16 protein-coding genes are annotated in these 20,710 nt (G+C 46.5%); 10 read left to right on the forward strand and 6 right to left on the reverse strand.

What is annotated here, in order from left to right; all coding sequences use genetic code 11:
• Positions 1-32 precede the first annotated feature (32 nt).
• The 3 genes from OQJ86_RS21070 (at position 33) to OQJ86_RS21080 (ending at position 3,502) form a co-directional block, all read left to right on the forward strand.
• A complete protein-coding gene (locus OQJ86_RS21070; RefSeq protein ID WP_265990011.1) occupies positions 33-968 on the forward strand; it encodes an endonuclease/exonuclease/phosphatase family protein in 936 nt (311 codons plus the stop codon).
• A gap of 147 nt (positions 969-1,115) precedes the next feature.
• Entirely contained in the window at positions 1,116-2,930 is a 1,815-nt protein-coding gene (locus OQJ86_RS21075; RefSeq protein WP_265990013.1) for an amidohydrolase, read from the forward strand.
• A 200-nt stretch (positions 2,931-3,130) separates the two neighbouring features.
• Positions 3,131-3,502, forward strand: a complete 372-nt coding sequence (locus OQJ86_RS21080) for a hypothetical protein (protein WP_171374330.1) — start codon at positions 3,131-3,133, stop codon at positions 3,500-3,502.
• 68 nt (positions 3,503-3,570) lie between these two features.
• Here the strand turns inward: OQJ86_RS21080 and OQJ86_RS21085 are convergent, their stop codons facing one another.
• From OQJ86_RS21085 to OQJ86_RS21110, 6 genes are all read right to left on the reverse strand, one after another.
• A complete protein-coding gene (locus OQJ86_RS21085) occupies positions 3,571-4,668 on the reverse strand; it encodes an ABC transporter permease (RefSeq protein WP_009706212.1) in 1,098 nt (365 codons plus the stop codon).
• Positions 4,668-5,594, reverse strand: a complete 927-nt coding sequence (locus OQJ86_RS21090) for an ABC transporter ATP-binding protein (RefSeq protein ID WP_265990016.1) — start codon at positions 5,592-5,594, stop codon at positions 4,668-4,670. Before OQJ86_RS21090 ends, OQJ86_RS21085 begins: the two co-directional genes overlap by 1 nt.
• A 4-nt stretch (positions 5,595-5,598) precedes the next feature.
• Positions 5,599-6,549, reverse strand: a complete 951-nt coding sequence (locus tag OQJ86_RS21095) for an HlyD family secretion protein (RefSeq protein ID WP_416236461.1) — start codon at positions 6,547-6,549, stop codon at positions 5,599-5,601.
• Positions 6,550-6,914: 365 nt separating this feature from the next.
• Complete coding sequence (locus OQJ86_RS21100; protein ID WP_042602537.1) at positions 6,915-8,546, reverse strand: methyl-accepting chemotaxis protein; 1,632 nt, start codon at positions 8,544-8,546, stop codon at positions 6,915-6,917.
• Between the two features lie 686 nt (positions 8,547-9,232).
• A complete protein-coding gene (locus OQJ86_RS21105; protein ID WP_042605695.1) occupies positions 9,233-10,096 on the reverse strand; it encodes a MurR/RpiR family transcriptional regulator in 864 nt (287 codons plus the stop codon).
• An 89-nt stretch (positions 10,097-10,185) separates the two neighbouring features.
• The gene (locus tag OQJ86_RS21110) at positions 10,186-11,457 is read right to left on the reverse strand and encodes an amino acid deaminase (RefSeq protein WP_265990020.1); all 1,272 of its coding nucleotides are present in this window, start codon (positions 11,455-11,457) and stop codon (positions 10,186-10,188) included.
• A gap of 179 nt (positions 11,458-11,636) precedes the next feature.
• Between OQJ86_RS21110 and OQJ86_RS21115 the strand changes: the two genes are divergently transcribed.
• The 7 genes from OQJ86_RS21115 to OQJ86_RS21145 all read left to right on the forward strand — a co-directional run bounded on the left by OQJ86_RS21115 (position 11,637) and on the right by OQJ86_RS21145 (position 20,633).
• Positions 11,637-13,082, forward strand: coding sequence for an N-acyl-D-amino-acid deacylase family protein (locus tag OQJ86_RS21115; protein ID WP_005425135.1), 1,446 nt, complete (start codon positions 11,637-11,639; stop codon positions 13,080-13,082).
• Positions 13,083-13,133: 51 nt separating this feature from the next.
• Positions 13,134-13,526, forward strand: a complete 393-nt coding sequence (locus tag OQJ86_RS21120; RefSeq protein ID WP_005425100.1) for a RidA family protein — start codon at positions 13,134-13,136, stop codon at positions 13,524-13,526.
• Between the two features lie 223 nt (positions 13,527-13,749).
• Entirely contained in the window at positions 13,750-15,270 is a 1,521-nt protein-coding gene (locus OQJ86_RS21125; protein WP_265990025.1) for a sodium:solute symporter family protein, read from the forward strand.
• Positions 15,271-15,372: 102 nt separating this feature from the next.
• Positions 15,373-16,317, forward strand: coding sequence for a sugar kinase (locus OQJ86_RS21130; RefSeq protein ID WP_042605691.1), 945 nt, complete (start codon positions 15,373-15,375; stop codon positions 16,315-16,317).
• Between the two features lie 16 nt (positions 16,318-16,333).
• Positions 16,334-16,963, forward strand: coding sequence for a bifunctional 4-hydroxy-2-oxoglutarate aldolase/2-dehydro-3-deoxy-phosphogluconate aldolase (locus OQJ86_RS21135; protein WP_038865239.1), 630 nt, complete (start codon positions 16,334-16,336; stop codon positions 16,961-16,963).
• Positions 16,964-17,053: 90 nt separating this feature from the next.
• Complete coding sequence (locus OQJ86_RS21140; protein ID WP_265990030.1) at positions 17,054-19,507, forward strand: beta-N-acetylhexosaminidase; 2,454 nt, start codon at positions 17,054-17,056, stop codon at positions 19,505-19,507.
• A gap of 79 nt (positions 19,508-19,586) precedes the next feature.
• Positions 19,587-20,633, forward strand: coding sequence for a lactonase family protein (locus OQJ86_RS21145; protein WP_265990032.1), 1,047 nt, complete (start codon positions 19,587-19,589; stop codon positions 20,631-20,633).
• Positions 20,634-20,710 lie beyond the last annotated feature (77 nt).

Consider the following 20,710-nt stretch of genomic DNA (forward strand, 5'->3'; position numbering starts at 1 on the left):
TATGATATGTAATCGCTAAATGAGCCGTGCGTGTGCTGAGAGTCATTCAATGGATTGTGTTGTTTTTACCCGCTTCAATTTGGCTGGTGGCAAGGCAATATCATGATATTTGGTGGTCGGAGAATCTAACCTCGATTCCCGCTTTCCTTTTATTCGTCTACCTAGGTTTTGCTCTGGTACTTTTGGTTTGTCGTCACTGGGCGAAAGCCATTTTCTCTGCTTTAATCGGCTTCGCTTCTATTGCGTTTCTCTTACCCACTCAAATCACAAACAACCAAACCTGCGAAAATCCGCTGACGATAGTCCAATTCAACCTGTTCTACGAAAATCCGGACATCAATCAGCTCATTAATTACTTGCTTAAACACCCTGCGGATTTGGTTGTGATGCAAGAGCTCTCGCCTCAAGTGGGGGAGAAGCTTCATCTTCTCGACGACATTTATCCTTTCTATTACGGCGGCCAGCGCGGCGTTGGTTACCCGTCAAATCAGATGATTTTGAGCCGCAATCCTTTGGAGCCTGTTTCGATTTATCACACCCCAGATGGTCAAGAGGTGATTCGAGCAACATGGCAAGTGGACAACCCTATTACTTTAATGACGGCGCATCCTCCCTCGCCAAGAACAGAGCCGTTATGGCAACGCCGCAATGCCCTGATTCGAACCATAGAAACCCTTACTGATTTGTACCCAACACCGGAAATGATCGTGATAGGGGATTTCAATCTTTCTGCTGCAAGCCCGAGGTTTAATGGGCTGTTTTCTCGTTTCCAAACTCAACCCGTAGCCAGTTGGCCAACATCAGTGAAAGGTTTGCCTGTACCTGCTTTCGCCATGATAGGGATTGATCACCTCTGGCTTAAATCGGAAAGCGTAGAGAGGACCATTTGTTCTCGCAAGTCGACAAGCCATCCAAATGGTTCTGATCATCGCTTGGTAACGACGGTGATAGGTAACGTTATGAATTAATTCCTGTTTCATTCTCAAGATTGTGAGCGAAATCGGTTCACCCCTGACAAAAGCGGTCTTTACTTTATACACCATGCTCCTCTTTCTTTTTTGGAACGGGATTCCATAACTAAAGCAGTAAATAAACTGGTGATATAAGGGTTAGAAATGAAACCATTCAAACGAACGTTAGTGGCAGGTGTCATCCTAGGGTTAATTGGTACCGTGGCAGGATGCAGCCCAGCAGAAGAAGCGAAACAACCACAACAAAAGCCAAAACCTGAGGCTCAGGTAGAAGAGCAAGCTCAAGCAACTGCGCCTGTGGAAAGCGGTGAAACGATCTATCTGGCTGATACCATCATCACAATGGATGAAGACCAACCTCGTGTAGAGGCAGTTGTAGCGGACGATGACGGCAAGATTGTCTTTGTTGGACAAGAAGCGCAGGCGCTGAAGCAGTTCCCAAATGCGGATAAAGTCGACTTAGAGGACAAGGTGATCATGCCTGGCTTTATTGAGCAGCACCTGCATCCGTTCCTTGGTGCACTTACGCTAAGCATGCCAGTCATTGCTCCTGAAGAGTGGCAGTTACCAAGCCGTACTTGGCCTGCGGTGAATGGACATGAAGAGTATCTGGCCGCGCTGACTGCCGTTGAAAAAGAGATGAAGGATCCAAATGAAGTATTGTGGACGTGGGGCTACAACAACTTCTTCCATGGTGAATTGACGCGCGCTGATCTTGATAAGATCTCGAAAACACGTCCAATCGGTGTATGGCATCGTTCGGCACATGAGTTCTACGTCAACTCTGCCTTTATTGAAAAGTTTGGTCTTAACCAAACAGATATTGATAAGCAAGGTAAAGAGGTAGCAGCTCAGTCAGACCTGGGAAATGGGCATTTCTGGGAAGGTGGTGCACTGATTTACTTGTTACCGCGTATCTACAAAGACCTTGGTAGTGAAGCAAGATTCCGTGCCGGACTAGAGCAAATGGTAGAAATGCTGCACGAGAAAGGGGTAACAGCTTACAACGAACCTGGCGCGTTCATACCAGAGGATATGGTGGGTCTGTATAAAGAGATCTTGGGGGCTGATGAAACGCCAATGTACTCCTTCTTTACACCAGAGAGTAAGTCACCGTACTTCTTGAAGGGCAAAGAGGGTGTGGTTCAAGCGGTTGAAGAAATCACCAAAACCTTCCCTGATGAAGGAAAAGTTCGCTTCTTTAAAACTCAAGTTAAGCTACTGTTTGATGGTGCGATCATCTCTCAGTTAATGATGATGAAAGACGGTTATCTGGATGGCCACCATGGCGAGTGGATTCAAAGTCCTCAAGAAGTCGAAGACATTACCAAGTTGTTCTGGGAGAAAGATTACCAAATCCTCGTTCATGTAAACGGTGATGAAGGCGTTGAAAAGCTGATTGAAATTTTGAAACGTCGTCAAGCTGAATACCCACGTGAGAATCACCGTTTTACGATTGTTCATTTTGCCAATTCGACCGACGAGCAAGTCAAGGAACTGAAAGAACTTGGAGCTATCATCAGTGTGAATCCATATTACGTCACTGGCTTTGGTGACCGTTTTGGTGAAGTCGGCTTAGGTGAAGAGCGTGCTCATGCCATGGTGCGTCTGGCGACCATAGAGAAAGAGCAGATCCCAGTCTCATTGCATTCAGATATGCCAATGGCTCCGGCTGATCCTCTATTACTTGCTTGGAGCGCCGCTACCCGTCAAACCAACAATGGCAATGTATTACGCAAAGACTTGGCCCTATCTCGTGAAGCCGCATTAAAAGGCATCACTATAGAAGCCGCGTACTCTTGGGGAATGGAAGACACCCTCGGCAGTATCGAGGTAGGTAAGGTTGCCAACTTTACGGTACTCGAAGAGGACCCTTATAAAATCGACATCAACAAGCTAAAAGACGTACCAATTTATGCCACTGTCTTTGAGAACAAGCTATTCCCTATTGATAAGTAAAAGTAACTTTTAGCACTAAAGAGCTGCAAGGTGTCTAGTTATTTAGAATTAGGTTAAATCAGGCGACGGCTTGTCATGGAATTGACCGACTCTGACCGTCGCCTGTTATTTGGGTGAATTCTTTAACCTAAACTTCATCCGCTTCCTATACTGAAATTATAGAGAAAAGCAGAAATTCATAACGATAAGAGGCAACTTGCATGACAAGAACTACCTCAGCAGTGTTAATTATTATTTTGATGAGCGCCTATTTTGCCTATAACCGTTTCTACGTTTATCCGCAAAAGCTGGAAACACAGGCGGAATCAATGCTGATCCAAATGGCCAATCGAGAAGAGTGGCTTGATGTTCCACAGATGATGGAACGTGTCGATGCACACAAAGCACACTTAGAGCTGGATGCCGACATCACTTCAACCAGTGGCAAACGTGCTTATGGTGAAGGCTATATTACTTACAGTGACCGCAGTAGGAACGTATGCAAACAAGTGGTTTTTAATTTTAAAATCAACTCGTTGAGAAACTACATTATCTCCGATTTGCACGATTGTTCACTCGGTGAGTACTATTGATGTTCTACTCGCTTTGATCAATAACGCCTCCGAATTTGGAGGCGTTTTTAGTTGTGGAATCTGGTGGGTTAATCGAGTGATTTTTTGAAGCGTAATGACGCAACAACTAAACCTATCACTGTAAAGCCCAGTAGCCAGACAGTATCTCGCCATAGCTCCATTAGATCTGCACCACGCAACACCACACCACGAATAATGCGCATAAAGTGGGTGGCAGGCAGGGCTTCTGATATCCATTGTGCCGCGACGGGCATTCCTTCATACGGGAACATAAATCCGGATAGAAGAATTGACGGCAAAAGAATAAACACCGTCATCTGCATTGCCTGTAGCTGTGTCGTCGCAATGGTGGATATCACCAAACCTAAAGTTAAACTCGCGGCGATAAACAACAGCGTGCCAAACAGTATCTGACTAATGGCGCCGTTTATCGGCACACCAAATATCCAGTGCCCCAAGCCTAAAATGATAAACACCTGTATCAGACCAACAAAGATGTAGGGAATGATCTTCGCCACCATGAGTTCGATGGAGTGGATTGGCGTAGTAATCAATAACTCCAAATTGCCTCGTTCCCGTTCTCGAACAATGGCTGCACTGGTGAACAAGATCATCGTCATGGTCAGAATTACGCCCAATAAACCAGGGACAATGTTTACCGCCGAGCGTCGACTCGGATTGTAATACAGCGCAACTTCAAAGGTTTTGGTTGGGGCAGGGCGTATCTCAAAATCAAAATCCGTTAACGGCATGGTTTGTAGTGAGAGAATCGCAGAACTGATCATGGTGTCTGAACCATCCACAATCCACTGTCCAAGCTCTCTACCTTGCACCATACGTTGGGTTAAGTCGCTAGGCAGAATTAAAGCCGCTCGCACCAAACCGTCTTGAATGGCTTGCTCAGCTTCAGAAGCGGTAGCGAAGGTTTCGACCACATCGACCACTTGCGTGACTTTGACGGACTCGGTAATCACGCGTCCGGCAGTACTGCCACTTTGATCGACGACGCCAACGGGAATGTTGCGAATATCGGTATTAATGGCAAAGCCGAACAGCAGAAGCTGAATCAGAGGGATCATTACGACCATGCCAAAGGTGATTCGGTCACGTGAAAGCTGACGGATCTCTTTGATCATCACCGCTTTCATACGGGCAATAGATTTCATCATTGGCGACCTTCTCCCGTAACACTGACAAACACATCTTCCAAGCTCGGGCGAGCAATGTTCATCTCGCAGCCCTCAAGCTCAGGAAAGGTTTGGGTTAACCATTCGATCGGTTGTTCGATGTGCTGGTGGATCAAAATGCGTAAACGAATGCCGAGCTGTGCGGCTGAGCGTACCTCTTCGCGCTGAATGACTTTCTCTTTTAGCTCGCGTAAATTATCCGCTTTGACTTCGACGATGTTAACGCCCATTTGCGCCATGAGTTCTTCTGGCTCACCATCGGCGCGGATTTCGCCTGATTCCATAATCGCTAGACGATGACAGCGTTCTGCTTCGTCCATGTAGTGCGTAGTGACCAAAATCGTCGTACCTTGGTCAGAGAGATCAAACAATTGCTCCCAGAAATCGCGTCGGTTTTCTGGGTCAACCGCAGATGTGGGTTCATCAAGAAACAACAGTTCTGGTTTATGCATAGTGGCTGCGGCGAGAGACAAGCGCTGCTTCTGGCCGCCACTCATTCCGCCGACGCGCTGCTTACGTAGTTGGTCGAGACCGTAGGTTGACAGTTGTTCTTCGATGCGAGCTTTCAGTGCCTTGGTTTCCATACCAAAGATTTGTCCAATAAACTCAAGATTCTCTTGAACTGTCAGGTCATCATAGAGGGAGAACTTTTGTGTCATGTAGCCAATCTTGAGGCGCAGAAGCTCAGATTGTTTTGGGATCTCTAGCCCGAGTACATCGACATTGCCCTCACTTGGGCTAAGCAAGCCAGTCAACACTCTAATGGTTGTCGATTTACCGCAGCCGTTGGGGCCAAGAAAACCATAAATACTGCCTTTGGGCACATTAAGCGTGATGTTGTTGATGGCGGTGAAGTCACCAAACTTTTTCACCACATTTTCAGCTTGAATCGCGTATTCGGTCATTGGCTTACTCCACCAAATCCACTTGCGCAGGTATGCCTGAAGGCAAGGATTGTGCTGAGTCTTGAAGGTCGACTTCTGCTAGGTACATCAAACGTGAACGTTCTTCCTCGGTAAGCGCAAAATAAGGTGTGAATGACGGCTCAGTTGCAACCCAACGAACGGTGCCGCTATATGGTTGCTCAACGCCATCTACATGCACGTTAACCGTTTTACCCGGAACAAAGTCGACTCGATAGTTAGCAGGAACATAAACGCGAGCGTATGGGACGCGGCTAGCTTGTACTACAGCAACAACACCATTCACAGGAACGCGTTCGCCAAGGTTAAACGGTAGGTTATCTAACAAGCCATCTCGCGTGGCCGTGATGGTGAGTTCTGCCAGTTTCTGTTCTTGCAGTGCCACATCGGCTTTTGCTGCCATGAGTGCGGCTTTCGCTTGTTCAATATCTTCAGGGCGAGAGCCAGCCGTTAGTTTGCTGAACTCTTCTTGTGAGGAGTCTAGCTCTGCACGGGCAGAATCTCTGGCTGCTAAAGCGGTATCTTTTTCTGATTGGCTGATGAGCTTTTTACGAACTAACTCCGCTTTACGTTGATAGTTCTTTTGCGCTTCAACCAATTGAGCTTCCGCTCTGGCAACACGTGCTTGCGCTGCGGCAATGTCTTCTGGTCGCTCACCATTGGTCAATTTCAAAAGATAGGCGTCAGCTTTGGCTTGTTCGGCTACGGCGTGAGCTAAAACGGCTTCTTGGTTCTTTGTATCGAGCTGAACCAGCACTTCACCTTCGGTGACTTGGCTGCCTTCCTTGATGGGTAGGGCACGAATTATCTCGCTAGAGGTGGCAGTAAAAGTTACGCGGTCACGCTCTAGTGTGCCAAGGGCTTGCTGTCCGTCATTTTTGGAACAGGCAGTTAAAAGAGTCAGGGCTAGGGTGCCAAGAATGATTCGCTTCATCATGCGACGCTTCCTCTAAGAAGGTGAGCTCGAACTCGTATCAAGCTATAGAAGAGTGTGGGACTGCATTCAGTGTAACGTGAGTCAGTTTTGTCCGGCTAGGAAGTTAATTCCTTCAATATTCATCAATTGATTAATTATTGAAACTGGCCTCACTCTTGAATGCGTCTCTAAGAATATTCTCATTCAAATATAGTGGGTTACCGTGATGTTGGTGGGATTAGAAAAGATAAATTGAAGAATCGAGACAAGGATCAGGTTTACTGTGCACACGTAAAGAAACGGCTAGATAAAGTAAAGCCCGATTGCTGAGCATCGGGCTTTACAGAGCGCGCTAGGACAAAGTTAACGCAACCTTTAATGGCTGTTTAAGCCGTTTTAAACTGACTGACGATTTCTTGTAGACCAACCGCCAGTTCACTCAAATCTCGACACGCAATCGCGGTTTGACGAGAGCCTGTTGCGACTTCGCTAGAGAACTGGTTGATGTGTTCGACATTGCGGTGCAGCTCTTCGGTCACAGAGCTTTGCTCACTGCAGGCACTTGCGATTTGGATACTCTTCTCAGCAATGTTGTCAGCGCTTTGTTCGATGTGACCAATCGTCGTGCCCGCTCGCTGAGCTTGTTCAACACACACTTGAATCAAATCGCTGCTGTTGTTTGTTGCCGATACAGCGGTTTTCGAGCAGTTCTGAAGCTTACTGATGATAGAAATGATTTCTTCTGTGGATGCTTGTGTGCGGCTCGCTAGCGTACGAACTTCATCAGCTACTACGGCAAATCCGCGGCCTTGTTCACCCGCGCGGGCTGCCTCAATTGCGGCATTGAGAGCAAGCAGATTAGTTTGCTCTGCGATGTCTTGAATCACGTCAACCACCACGCTGATGTTCGATGCGTCTTGCTCTAGCTCACTTACCATGGTGCCAACAGATTGAATCGCGACCGAGGCTTCGTTGATCTGTTCAATACACTCTTGAACCACTTCTAAGCCTTCTTTGGCTTCTTGAGAGGCACTGTTTGCAGTTTCTGAAGCGGCTTCTGTGTTGCTGGCTACATCATGCACCGTTGCTTGCATTTCGTTCATGGCAGTCGCAATCAGGTTAAGTTGCTGTTGCTGTTCATCCATGCCCGAAGAGGTTTGTTCTGAAATTGCGCTCACTTCCTCGGTGGCGGTGCTCACCTGAGCGGTAGTAGAAGAGATGCTGTCGACCAGACTCAATAGCTTGGCTTGCATATCTTCACAGGCGTCTGCTAATAAACCGAGCTCGTCGTTACCAATTTTATTGCGCGGAAGTTTGTAGGTTAGATCGCCGGAAGCAATCTTAGAGGCCATTTCAACCACGTATTGCAGTGGAGAGCAGATTTGTTTTGTGAGGAATAGGCCGAGTACAAAGCTCAATGCCAATAAAGCAACAATCGCGATAATGCTATAAGTGATGGCGTCTGCTACCACATCGTGAGTGCTGTTGATGTCTTCTTTGATGAAAGTTTGGTTTAACTCAACCAGATCTTTAATCGAGTTAGAAAGTGCTTGGAACGTTGAAAAACCATCCAGCAGCATAGCGTTGGCTTCATCAATGCGTTTCGTGGTTAGTAGCTCTGAATATTTGTCGTTGAAGCTACGGTATTTTGACCATGCACTCGATACTTTATTATAAGCATCACGGTCGCGCTGATCCCAAAGTGATTTACCGTATTGTTCAATATAGTTGTCGATTTTATTTTCTGATTCATCCAAACCTTTAAGCCAAGTGTTAAATTCAGCATGGTTTACATTGGTCAGTAAAGAGAATTCGTCTTTTCTTAAGGTGCCAATTTCGATTTCAATATTTTTTACCAATAAAATACTTGGCACTGTGGTGTCAGAAAATTCTGTCATCTTGCCATCAATAAGTTTTATTTGAGAGGTAAAGAAGAAAGATAACGCAATGACAGCAGCGGAGATAACAAGTATCAACGCACTGATTTTACTTTTAATACTCAGGTTAGAAAGTTTCATAGACTCACTGCAAATTGGGGGGGCTTGAAAGGCTCGGAGTCTATTCCTGAGATTTGAAATTTAGTGTGATGAAAGTCTCAAATAGTTTTATCGGAAACGAAAATAAAATGGAAACTTAATGTTCATATTTCGTTTGAAAATAAGTTAATAGTTAATCAATATTGATGGGGAAAATAATTAATTAACTTATAAATTATTTCGAGTACGAATCGGTATTGATCTTGATAACCTTACATTCAATCAGAATTTTCTTATTGATGAATTTCGTTATTTATGTGTTAGCAAGTTTTCCTAAATATTAAAACAAGACATCGTACCGGATTGAAGTCTTATACCCAAGTAACCTCGAGATGCTTGGTTCAGCGAGAATGACTTGGTTTGAAGGCGAGGCAACAATTTGAAGATCTAGTGGTTCTAAATCGAAAATTGTTAACGAAGCATGCGAACCAAGGCAACTCGCCCTTCGGGAGCGTGTCACTGAAGCAATTTCATCGTCAAACAACTTGGAAATAGCTTGCTATTCCGCTTCGTTGTTTTCCTTGAACTTGAATCAGTGACGACGCTCTGAATCTAGCATCTTGAAGTCACTAGGGTATATCTCGGTAAAATAAAAGCCCGATGCTGAACATCGGGCTTCATTGTTTGAGTTTTATTGCCAAGACTTAAGGCATCTAAATCACGTTGGTTTAGTCACCAAGAGGCTGTCTTTCCAAACCGCCACGATAAGAGTCGAGGGCAACTTTGAGTCGGCGAAGTTTATCGCGCGAGCGTCGCTTATGATTAACGGCTAATGCCATCGAAAGCACATCAACCAAAGCCAACATCGCGTAACGAGAAGCCGATGGCTTGTAGATGAAGTCCGTCTCTTGGTGCTCAATAGGCAGAACCAAATCGGCTTGCTCAGTCAAAGGTGTGTCTTTCGGAGTAATTACAATGACTTTCACGCCGTACTGCTTAGCTAATTGTGCGGTTTCTATGATGGCAGGGGTATAGCCAGTGGCTGAGATCATCACTAACACATCATTTGCGTCTGCAGTCGCCGCAATCATGCGCGATAACAAGCCATCGTTGTACGCCACAACAGGGTAGCCCAGACGGAACAAACGGTGCTGCATCTCCTGTGCTGCAATGGTCGAGCCGCCACCCATGCCAATACAGATCACTTGTCTTGCGTTGTGTAGCCAGTTCACGGCAGTGTCGATATCTTCTTCAACAATCAAACTACGGTTTACATCAAGGGATTGCTTGATCGACTCATAGATGCCTTGGTAGCCACTTTGATCTGGTGGTTCAAGGATGAATCGTTGTCCAACCGTTAAGGTTTGTGCCAGTTTGATCTTCATATCACGCACGTTTTTGCAGCCAACAGCTTTAGCAAAACGGGTGATGGTGGCTTCACTCACTTCTGCGCTTTGTGCCAGTTCAGTAATGCTGGCATTGGCGGCAGTTTGAATGTCGTCCATGATCAACTTCGCGACCTTCTTTTCGGCATCGCGCAGCGCACTGAAACGTTCAGTGATTTGAGAGATAATATCGACTTCTAAACTCAAGCTGTGTTCCTATATTTTGCATGGAGGCGATTGTGCCGCCTCCACTGGTTTGGCATGAAGTATAACGAAAAGCCTCACTAAGCTCATCATCAGAAACGGGTTTTCACCCAATGAGTGACTTGATACTCATCATCACAAACCGCAACGGCACGCCACTTATCAAACGTTAAACATGGATGAGAGGTTGAGAAGGCAATCATATCACCCACTTGAAGGTCGCTGTTTGCGTCTACTTCGATGAACGCATGCTGATCCATCACTGCGGTCGTTACTGCACTTTCAATAGAGACTGACTCACCATCGCGATAAGCACGCTCAGGGATTGGCAATCCGGCATCAAACGCCACGTCACGTTTACCAAAGCCGGCAACTAGCTTGGTTGGTTCAGGGCGAGAAATGACATAAGCCCAAAGCTCTAATGCTGATTCTAAATCACCGCCTAAATCACACGCCGCACCTTGGTTGTTTTCAGCGCGCTGCATGACTTTGTTTTGTGCGTCTAGGTAAATGCCTGTGTCATGAATCGCGTAGCAACCGGGGCGAATGATGGCGTCAAAATCTTCTAGGTTGGCGAAGCATTCAGAAACCACGTCATACCAAGCAGAGCCTGCGCCTGTGACCAGAGGCTTGGACTCAATCAATTTGTCGTTTTGTAGTTGGGCTGCGATTTCTAATGTGGTGTTGAGGAAGTCACGGATGTCCTGCTCAGCATTGTCACCATGAATGACACCTTCGTAAACCTCGATACCTTTTAGCGTGAGGTGAGGTTGCTGGTGGATGAGTGTGGCGAGCTCAACCACATCTTGTTGATTTCGGCATCCACAGCGACCGCCTTCGACACCAAACTCAATCAGTACATTAAGCGGCAATTGATGTTCAGCGAAGGCACGCTCTAGGGCTTTGACGTTTCGGCTTGAGTCCACACAGCAATAGAAGTTGACCCCGTGGGTTTCAATCAAGTTAGCGATGATGGTCATGTTTGCGCGCCCAACTAGTTGGTTCGCCATGATGATGTTTTTCGCTCCGCCTAGCGCCGCAATCTCTGCCTGAGCCGGCGTAGCGACGGTAATGCCCCAAGCGCCGTTTTCTAATTGCTGCTGAAAGAAAGCGGGAGCCATGGTGGTTTTACCGTGCGGTGACAACTTCACTTTGTGCTGATTGGCAAAACGCTGCATCCAATCGAGGTTGTTCTTCAATGAAGAAGATTTGATCACCGCAGCGGGCAAGGTGATCTCTTCATGGATCAAACTGTGTAACCCATCGGAATTGCACGCAACAGGTTGAGCCTTTTCTCCGTAACCTGGCGTGGTAACACACTCATTATGATAGTTTTTATCACACTTTTGGCGATTGTCTTTCATGGCGTACCTACTTCTAACATGGTCTAAGTGATTGATATTAAGTGTTTGTTGCTAACCACCATAAATAATATGTTAGAAAGTATCAAACAAATCTGAGTTTTTTGTGTGTTTCTTCACTGTTTAAATTTCAAGAATTATTAAGATGGAATCATGTTAACGACGGACGAAGAGAGTGAAGTATGTTGTTCGATACCATTATCAAAAGCGTAGAGGTATTTGACGGTACGGGTGCAGCACCATTCATTGCTGATGTTGCGATTCGTCAAGATCGTATTGAGCAAGTAGGGCAGCTAGACGAGCTTTCTGCAAAGAAGGTTATCAACGGTCAGGGTCTTGCGTTGGCTCCGGGATTTATTGATGTGCACACGCACGATGACACCAATGTGATTCGTTACCCTGACTGCTTGCCAAAGATCAGCCAAGGCGTGACGACGGTAATCGTAGGAAATTGCGGAATTAGCGCGAGCCCTGCGGTACTCAGTGATACTCCGCCAGACCCAATGAATCTATTGGGCAAGCAGGAAGACTTCAAATACCCAACCTTTGCGGAGTATGCGAAGGCGGTACAAGCGGCGAACCCTGCAGTCAACGTTGCTGCGTTAGTCGGTCACACAACTTTACGTAACAACGTGATGGACGACTTACTGCGCACGGCTACCGATGAAGAAATCGAGCAAATGCGCCAAACACTGGCACAAGCGATGGAAGAGGGCGCGTTGGGTTTGAGTTCGGGTCTTGCTTATGCGAGTGCCAAGCAAGCGAACGCGGATGAAGTGATGCGCTTAGCGGAAATTCTCGGTCATCACGGTGGTATCTACACCACGCACATGCGCACTGAGTTTGAAGAAATCATCAGCGCAATGGAAGAAGCCTTTGAAACTGGGCAGTACGCCAAAGTGCCAGTGGTGATTTCTCATCTGAAATGCGCAGGTGCAGGCAACTGGGGACGCACCGTAGAAGTGCTGGATTTGATGGACAAGGTTTCTGAGCATCAAGACGTGTCTTGCGATTGCTACCCATATTCTGCCAGTTCTTCAACGCTGGATTTAAAACAGGTGACTGATGAAATCGACATCTTCATCACTTGGTCTGAAAGCAAGCCTGAACACGCTGGCAAGATGCTAAAAGACATTGCTGACGAGATGCAACTGCCTCTTATGGAAGCAGCAAAAGCGTTGCAACCTGCGGGCGCGGTTTATCACTGCATGGATGAAAACGACGTCAAACGGGTACTTAAGTATAAGTTGACTATGGTGGGCTCGGACGGATTACCAAATGACCCGCATCCACATCCACGTTTGTGGGGTACATTCCCGAAAGTCTTGGGACATTACTGTCGTGAAGAACAGCTTTTCCCATTAGCAGAAGCGATTCACAAGATGACGGGGATGTCGGCAACACGCTACCAATTAAAAGATCGTGGGGAAATAAAAACAGGCGCTTACGCAGACTTGGTTTTATTTAACCCAAATACAATTAAAGATACTGCAACGTTCGAAAATCCAATTTCTGTTGCGCAAGGTATTGAATCTGTATTTGTAAATGGCGAACTATCTTATTTAAAAGATAAAGTCACCGAAAATAGAAATGGCGTATTTATTTATAGAAATAATACCCATCAATAACTTATTAAATAAATTAATTTTATAGATTAAGCATTATCACTGGAGAATATTATGTCAATTAAACGTTATGGTGTAGAAGGCGGCGTAGGTACTGGCGGTCAACATTTACCATTTGCACGTGCAACAGAAGCGGGCGGCTTCTTATACGTATCGGGTCAAACACCAATGACTGATGGTGAAGTGGTAGAAGGCGGTATCGTTGACCAGTCTCGCCTAGCGATTCAAAACTGTGTCGATATCATGGAAGAAGCAGGCTACACGCTAGCTGACGTGGTACACGTTAAAGTGGTGCTAACGGATTCGCGTTACTTCCAATCGTTCAATAAAGTGTTCAGAGAGTTCTTTGGCGATCACCCACCTGCACGTATTTGCATGGTGTGTGATCTCGTGGTGGACGTAAAGGTTGAAGTCGATGTGACTTGCTACCGCGAAGATCGCCGATAAAGTTCACATTTTACTTAATGAGTGCCAAATATAATTACTTTCCTGTTATTATCTTTTTGGCACTCTCACTCCCTACATAAATATAATTTCATAAAGCAGTAGTGCCTAATATATTTAGCAAAAGCTATAAAAATAAAATTAGATAATTTCTGGAATAAAATCTAATACTTGCTGCTGGAATTATATCAATCTGAAAGATGGATTTTGATATGAGAGGTGTTCAATGAACAGTACACTTTTTCTTACCGGCTTCGGTGTGTATGTCTTATTTTTAATTTGGTTGGGATGGTTTGTCTCTCGCAATCAAAAATCAGGTGAAGACTTTCTACTCGGTGGTCGAAGCTTACCTCTGTTCCTCGTATTAGGTACCACGGTAGCAACCATGGTTGGCACGGGCTCTAGTATGGGCGCGGTGGGCTTTGGTTACTCAAACGGTTGGGCTGGTGCGCTTTATGGCATTGGCGGCGCAATTGGTATCTTGTTATTGGCACTGTGGTTTGCGCCAGTCCGTAAACTCAACTTTATGACCATGAGTGAAGAGCTCGCATACTACGTAGGTGCAAACCGCATCGTGAAGAACGTGGTTGGTCTGCTTATCTTTATCGCTTCTATTGGCTGGTTGGGCGCACACATCCTTGGTGGTGGTATGTACCTAGCGTGGATTGCCGATATTGAGCTGAGCACTGCGAAGATGATCATCGCAGCAGCGTTTACCATTTACGTGGTTATTGGCGGCTACACTGCGGTGGTTTGGACGGACACCATTCAAGCTATCATCTTATTCGTTGGCTTCATCCTAATGGCGGTACTGTCAGTGCAGCACATTGGCGGCTTGGATAACCTGTACTCTGCCATGGACCCAGAAGCGGTGAGTTTCCTTGCGATTGATAAGCTTGGTTTAATCCCAGCGGTTTCTCTTGCTGTTGTGATTGGTGTGGGTGTACTTGCAACGCCTTCATTCCGCCAACGTATCTACTCAGGTAAAGACGTATCAACCATCCGTCGCTCATTCGTAGCGTCTGGTGTGCTGTACTTATTCTTCTCCATCATCCCTGCAGTCATTGGTATGGCGGCGCATGCGATTGACCCTGAACTGAACAACGCGAACTTTGCTTTCCCATACATCGCGGCAACGGTATTGCCAGTAGGCGTTGGTCTTATCGTTCTTATTGCAGGTCTATCGGCAACCATGTCGAGTGCAAGTTCCGATGCGATTGCGGGCGTGTCTATCCTACTGCGTGATGTTTACGTCATGTTCACCGGTCGTGTGCCAAACAAAGAATCCATGTTGAATTACTCTCGCTTGGCTTTGGTTGTCGTGATCGGTTGTGCATTGCTGTTCGCGCTAACTTCGAACGACATCATCGGCTACATCACTAAGATGATCTCGACGGTTATGTCTGGCATGTTCGTGTGCGGTATGTTGGGTCGCTTCTGGAAGCGTTACAACTGGCAAGGTGCATTGGCAACATTGGCAGGTGCGTCTATTGCTTCATTTGCAGTAATGCTGAGTCCTGACCTAACCGCTTTCTGGGGCAACCCAGTGATTCCATCTTGCTTATTTGCCCTAACTGCTGGTGTGGCAGTGAGCCTAGTGACTCCAGCTAACCAAGTTTCACCAGAAATGGCACGAGCAATCCTAGATGATGAGCGTGCGCTGATGGAAATGGAACTGTCTGACGATGGTGTTCTAGAAGAAGATGCTTCATTAAAAAACCGCACAACAGCAAATCAAAACGCTTAACAGCAAAGAGTTTCGGCTCGAACAGAAACTCGCTCATAAGCTCCTGACAAACTGGTGGCTCCCCCGAGCCACCATTCTAAATTTATCCAAAGTAGGTGAACGATGACCGATTCATCCCAGACTAAAATTGCTTTCTTTGGCGAATGCATGATTGAACTGAGCGGCGACCCAATTCGCAAAGGCTTTGGTGGCGACACGCTCAATACCGCACTTTACCTCTCTCGCTTGACGGCTCAGCAACCTGTCCAAGTGTTTTACGCGACTGGTCTTGGAGAAGACGTACTTTCTCAAGAGCTTCTGGAAAACTGGCAACAAGAAGGCATCGCGACTGATCTTGTCGAGATCTTCCCAGCTCAACTACCGGGTTTGTACATGGTGCAGACCGACCAAGAAGGCGAACGCAGTTTTCTTTATTGGCGTGATAGCGCAGCCGTCAAAAGCTATTTCTCTACCTCTTCGCTCAACAAATTAGAAGCTACGATTGCGAACCGAGATCTGGATTATCTCTACCTGAGTGGCATCAGCATTGCGATTCTAAATGACGATAGCAAAGTAAGGCTTAAAAAGGCGTTAAGTCAGTTCTCACAAGCTGGAGGCAAGGTTATCTTCGATAACAACTTCCGTCCTCAACTTTGGTCTACAGAAGAGGCAAAACATTGGTATAGCCAAATTCTGCCTTTAGTCGACATAGCGCTTATCACAGAAGACGATGATGTCTTGGTATGGGGTGAAGAGGAAAGTGCTGAGCAGCGCTGCCTCCGCTTTGGTTGCCAAGAAATCGTGATTAAACGTGGTTGCGAGCCTTGCAAACTGGTTTGGTCGCATGGTGATGACAAGCAAAGCGCTTACGTAGGCGCCGAGAATGTCGTCAAAGTGATCGACACCTGTGCTGCTGGCGATTCATTCGCTGCAGGTTACCTTGCAGGACGATTGACCGGACAAAGCTGCGAGCAGTCTGCCCAACTCGGTCACGCACTAGCGGCAACCGTTATTCAATATCCTGGCGCAGTCATTCCAAACGACGCCATGACTCATCTAATTCGATAATTTCCGAGAACGTATTATGTCCCAAGCAATGATTGAGCAACTTCAGCAATTCAAAGTTATTCCTGTTATTCAAATCAATAAGGTTGAGCACGCGATTCCATTGGCAAAAGTGCTAGTAGAAAACGGTCTGCCAGTTGCGGAAGTGACCTTTCGAACAGAAGCCGCTGCCGATGCGATTAAAGCCATGCGCGATGCCTACCCGCAAATGTGCATCGGTGCTGGCACGGTACTGACGCCAGAGCAGATTACCCAAGCGAAAGACGCGGGTGCAGAGTTTATTGTCGCGCCGGGTTTGAACCCCAATACCGTGCGTCGCTGTCAAGAAATCAACATGCCAATCGTACCGGGTGTGAATAACCCAAGTCAGGTTGAACAAGCACTTGAGCTGGGTTTGAACTTCCTCAAATTCTTCCCGGCAGAAGCGAGCGGTGGTATCGCGATGGTGAAGTCACTACTTGCACCTTATGTTGATGTGAGTCTGATGCCGACAGGCGGTATCGGTAAAAGCAACGTCAATGATTACCTAGCCATCGACCGTGTGGTTTGCTGCGGTGGTACTTGGATGGTTGCGCCGAGCTTAATTGAAAACGAACAATGGGACGAAATTGGCAAGCTGGTTCGTGAAGCAGTAGAGCTGGTTGCGTAACTTAAACAGAGCTCTTTTACCCAAGTTGCGAGACCCCATTAAATAGCGTGACTTGGGTTGAATAATAATAACAACAATAGGATGGCGCGGATGAACAAAGGTACATTAGCACTACTCATTTCAGGCTTAATTTCAATTCCAACGGCAGCGATGGCGATGACTCCCAACACCGATCTTAACCTAATGCCTTACCCACAAAATGTAGAGTTGGGGCAGGGTAAAATCACACTGGATAAATCCTTCAGCATTTACATCAAAGGCTACGATTCACCGCGCGTGCAGTTCAACGCAAAGCGCACCATGGACCGTCTGTATCGCCAAACCGGCTTACCGATGTTGAACTGGCATGCCGAGTCGGAAAAAGACGCGACTCTGGTGATTGATATTCGTAATGCGCCCAAGTCAGAGGTGCAAGACATTAACAGCGATGAATCGTACCAACTTGAATCGCGTAATGGTCAGATCATCATTCGCTCCGAACGCCCTTACGGTGCTTTCCATGGTTTAGAAACCTTCTTGCAGTTAGTGACTACGGACGCGACTGGCTACTTTGTGCCTGCGGTGTCGATTCAAGATGAGCCGCGTTTTCCTTGGCGTGGTGTTTCTTACGACACTTCTCGTCACTTCATTGAACTTGATGTGATCCTTCGTCAACTTGATGCGATGGCATCAGCAAAAATGAACGTTTTCCATTGGCATATTTGGGATGACCAAGCGATTCGTATCCAGCTGGATAATTATCAAAAGCTGTGGCAAGACACCGCTGATGGAGATTACTACACCAAAGATGAAATTCGCTATGTGGTGAATTACGCGCGTAACCTTGGCATTCGAGTTATCCCTGAAATTTCTTTGCCGGGACATGCTTCGGCCGTAGCGCACGCTTACCCTGAATTGATGTCTGGTATGGGTGAGCAATCTTATCCGCATCAACGTGGCTGGGGTGTGTTTGAGCCGTTAATGGACCCGACCAATCCCGAACTTTACAAGATGCTGGCGAGCGTGTTTGACGAAGTGGTTGAGCTCTTCCCAGATGAGTACTTCCATATCGGCGGCGATGAACCAAATTACCAACAGTGGAAAGATAACCCGAAGATTCAGCAATTCATCAAAGACAACAATCTGGATGGAGAGCGTGGTCTGCAATCGTATCTGAACACCAAGGTCGAACAGATGCTGGAACAACGCGGTAAGAAGATGACTGGCTGGGATGAAATCTGGCACAAAGACCTTCCAACCTCGATTGTGATTCAAAGCTGGCAAGGGCACGACAGTATCGGTAGAGCAGCAAAAGAGGGCTACCAAGGTATTCTCTCAACAGGCTATTACCTAGACCAGCCACAACCAACCAGTTACCACTATCGAAATGACCCAATGCCGAAAGGAATCACGGTTGATGATCAACTTCATCAAGGTGAGAAATTCGCGACTTATGATTGGGTGAAACTACGGAATAAAGGTGGTCCACGTACAGGTAATCTGACCATTATTGAAGCGACAGATGGCAGCTACCGTGCGTTTACCGATTACAACGGCAAGTCCCGCGAAGAGGTGTTCATCATTGAGTATGTGCCGGGTGTGAAGTTTAAAGGGCACTTCGATAACTTTATGTCTTACACCGAATTCAACTATGACTTTGCGGATGGCAAGTTGAAAGACACCAGTTACCAGTTGATTGGTAATGTGCGTTGGCCTGCTACTGGAGAATTGGTCGCGAGCAGTGACATGCAGGGGAGTGTTATTCCAGAGCCGAATGGCGGCTATCCGGCTGAGCTGACCGAGAAAGAACAGCAGTTAATTTTAGGTGGAGAAATCACCATTTGGGGTGAGAACCTCGATTCAATGACCATCGAGCAACGCTTATGGCCGAGAAGCTACGCAATTGCTGAGCGCCTATGGTCGAGCCAAGACCTGACCGATGAGCGCAGCATGTACAAGCGCATGAAGGTGATGGATACATGGTCTGAGATTTCGCTTGGTCTACGTCATCATGCCGATGCCAATATGATGTTGAAACGTCTTGCCAATGGTGCGGACGAAACGCCGCTACTAACATTAGCGAAGTACATCGAACCTGCTCAATACTACGCTCGTCATTGGGAGAAATGGATCTCTACGCCAAACGAAGGTGATTTATACAATCAGTATGAGCGATTAAACCGATTTGCGGATGCACTGCCAGTAGAAAGCTTAACAGTGTATGAGATGCAAGATTTGGTCGCGGCTTATGCTCAAGGTGATACAGCAGCATTGGATGCGTTGGCGATGCATTATCAGAGCGTTAAGTTAGCGGCGCAGCAAGCCAAACCTACTTTCGCTGCAAACATGGCATCGGTAGAAACCGTGCCAGTTGCAGAAGCCGCAATCAAAGTTGCCGATTTAGGTTTAACATTGATTGAGCTTGCTAAGCAGGGTAGTGGTATTGGCCAACCTGACGCTGAAGCGTATCAACGCGCCATCGATGAAAATGCGATTATTTTTGATGAAACGATTGTCGCTATCGTAGTACCAACCGAGCAGTTGCTTCACACTTTAACCGATTGATAACTAAAAGGGATTGCCGTCTGGTAACGCAGGCGGCATCTTATCGGTTAAGCACTCTTTTATCTCCTAAAGGTTTCCCATGATAGTAAATGGTCACTTACATTTTTATGTAGGCACCTATACCGATTCACCAAGCCAAAGTCAGGGCATTGCGTGTGTTTCTCTCGATACTGCTACTGGCGCATTAACGCTCACCAATGAACATGTTCCAGAAGCGGTGAAAACGGTTCGTAACCCTTCTTACCTTGCGCTCAAAGGAGAGGGTTTATATACCTTTAATGAAGTCAATCGCTTGGAAGGTGCAGAGCTGATATTTGCTGAAAAAACAGACAGCTATGGATTGCCAATTGAAGGTGACTACCCTTGCCATATCGACATTAAAGAACCGTTACTCGCTGTTGCAAACTACGGTTCCGGCAATGTAAGTGTTTACCAACTTGATGAGCAAGGCAAGCCTTTGAAATCCATTGCAGAATTGTATGTAGAAGGCAATGGGCCGAATATTGATCGTCAAACTTCACCTCATGCGCATCAAGTCACTTTTCTAAAACACTCCGCTCAATTGGCTGTGGTCGATTTAGGCACAGACTGTGTTCATTTCTATGACTACGACAATGATGGTGAAACAGTTAAGTTTTCACTTTCTCAAAGCGTCGCTATGCCTGCTGGCTCTGGGCCTCGTCATTTGGTCTTCAATCGTGATGAATCTGTCGCGTACGTTGTTTGCGAATTGTCTGAAACGCTGGTGGTACTTCGCAAGCAAAGTGGGCAGTGGAATCTGACTGAGCAAGTTAAGCTGCTAGCCGATGAAGAGAACAAAGAAGCGGCGTCTGCTATTCGTCTCTCTGCGGATGAGCGCTTTGTCTATGTCTCATGCCGTGCGCAAAATCTGATCAGTACATTTGATGTAACGAGCAATACTCCGGTTCAAATTGCGGCGTCCGATTGTGGTGGCGCGTTCCCAAGAGATTTTGTTTTATCCCGTGACGGGCAGTGGATGCTCGTTGCTAATCAACATTCACATAATGTTGCTAGCTTTCACAGGAATCCGGAAACTGGCGCTATCACTCCAACCGGATATTCGTGCGACATCGGTGCGCCTGTATGTTTGGTTGAGAAGCAGTAATTAACCTGAGATCGGTTTAAGCCATCGCCATCAGCCCAGACTTTTCAGCATTGGTGATGTTGAGTGATGGCTTCTCT

The organism is Vibrio sp. Sgm 5, assembly GCF_026241575.1.
GTDB classification, from domain to species: Bacteria; Pseudomonadota; Gammaproteobacteria; order Enterobacterales; family Vibrionaceae; genus Vibrio; species Vibrio jasicida.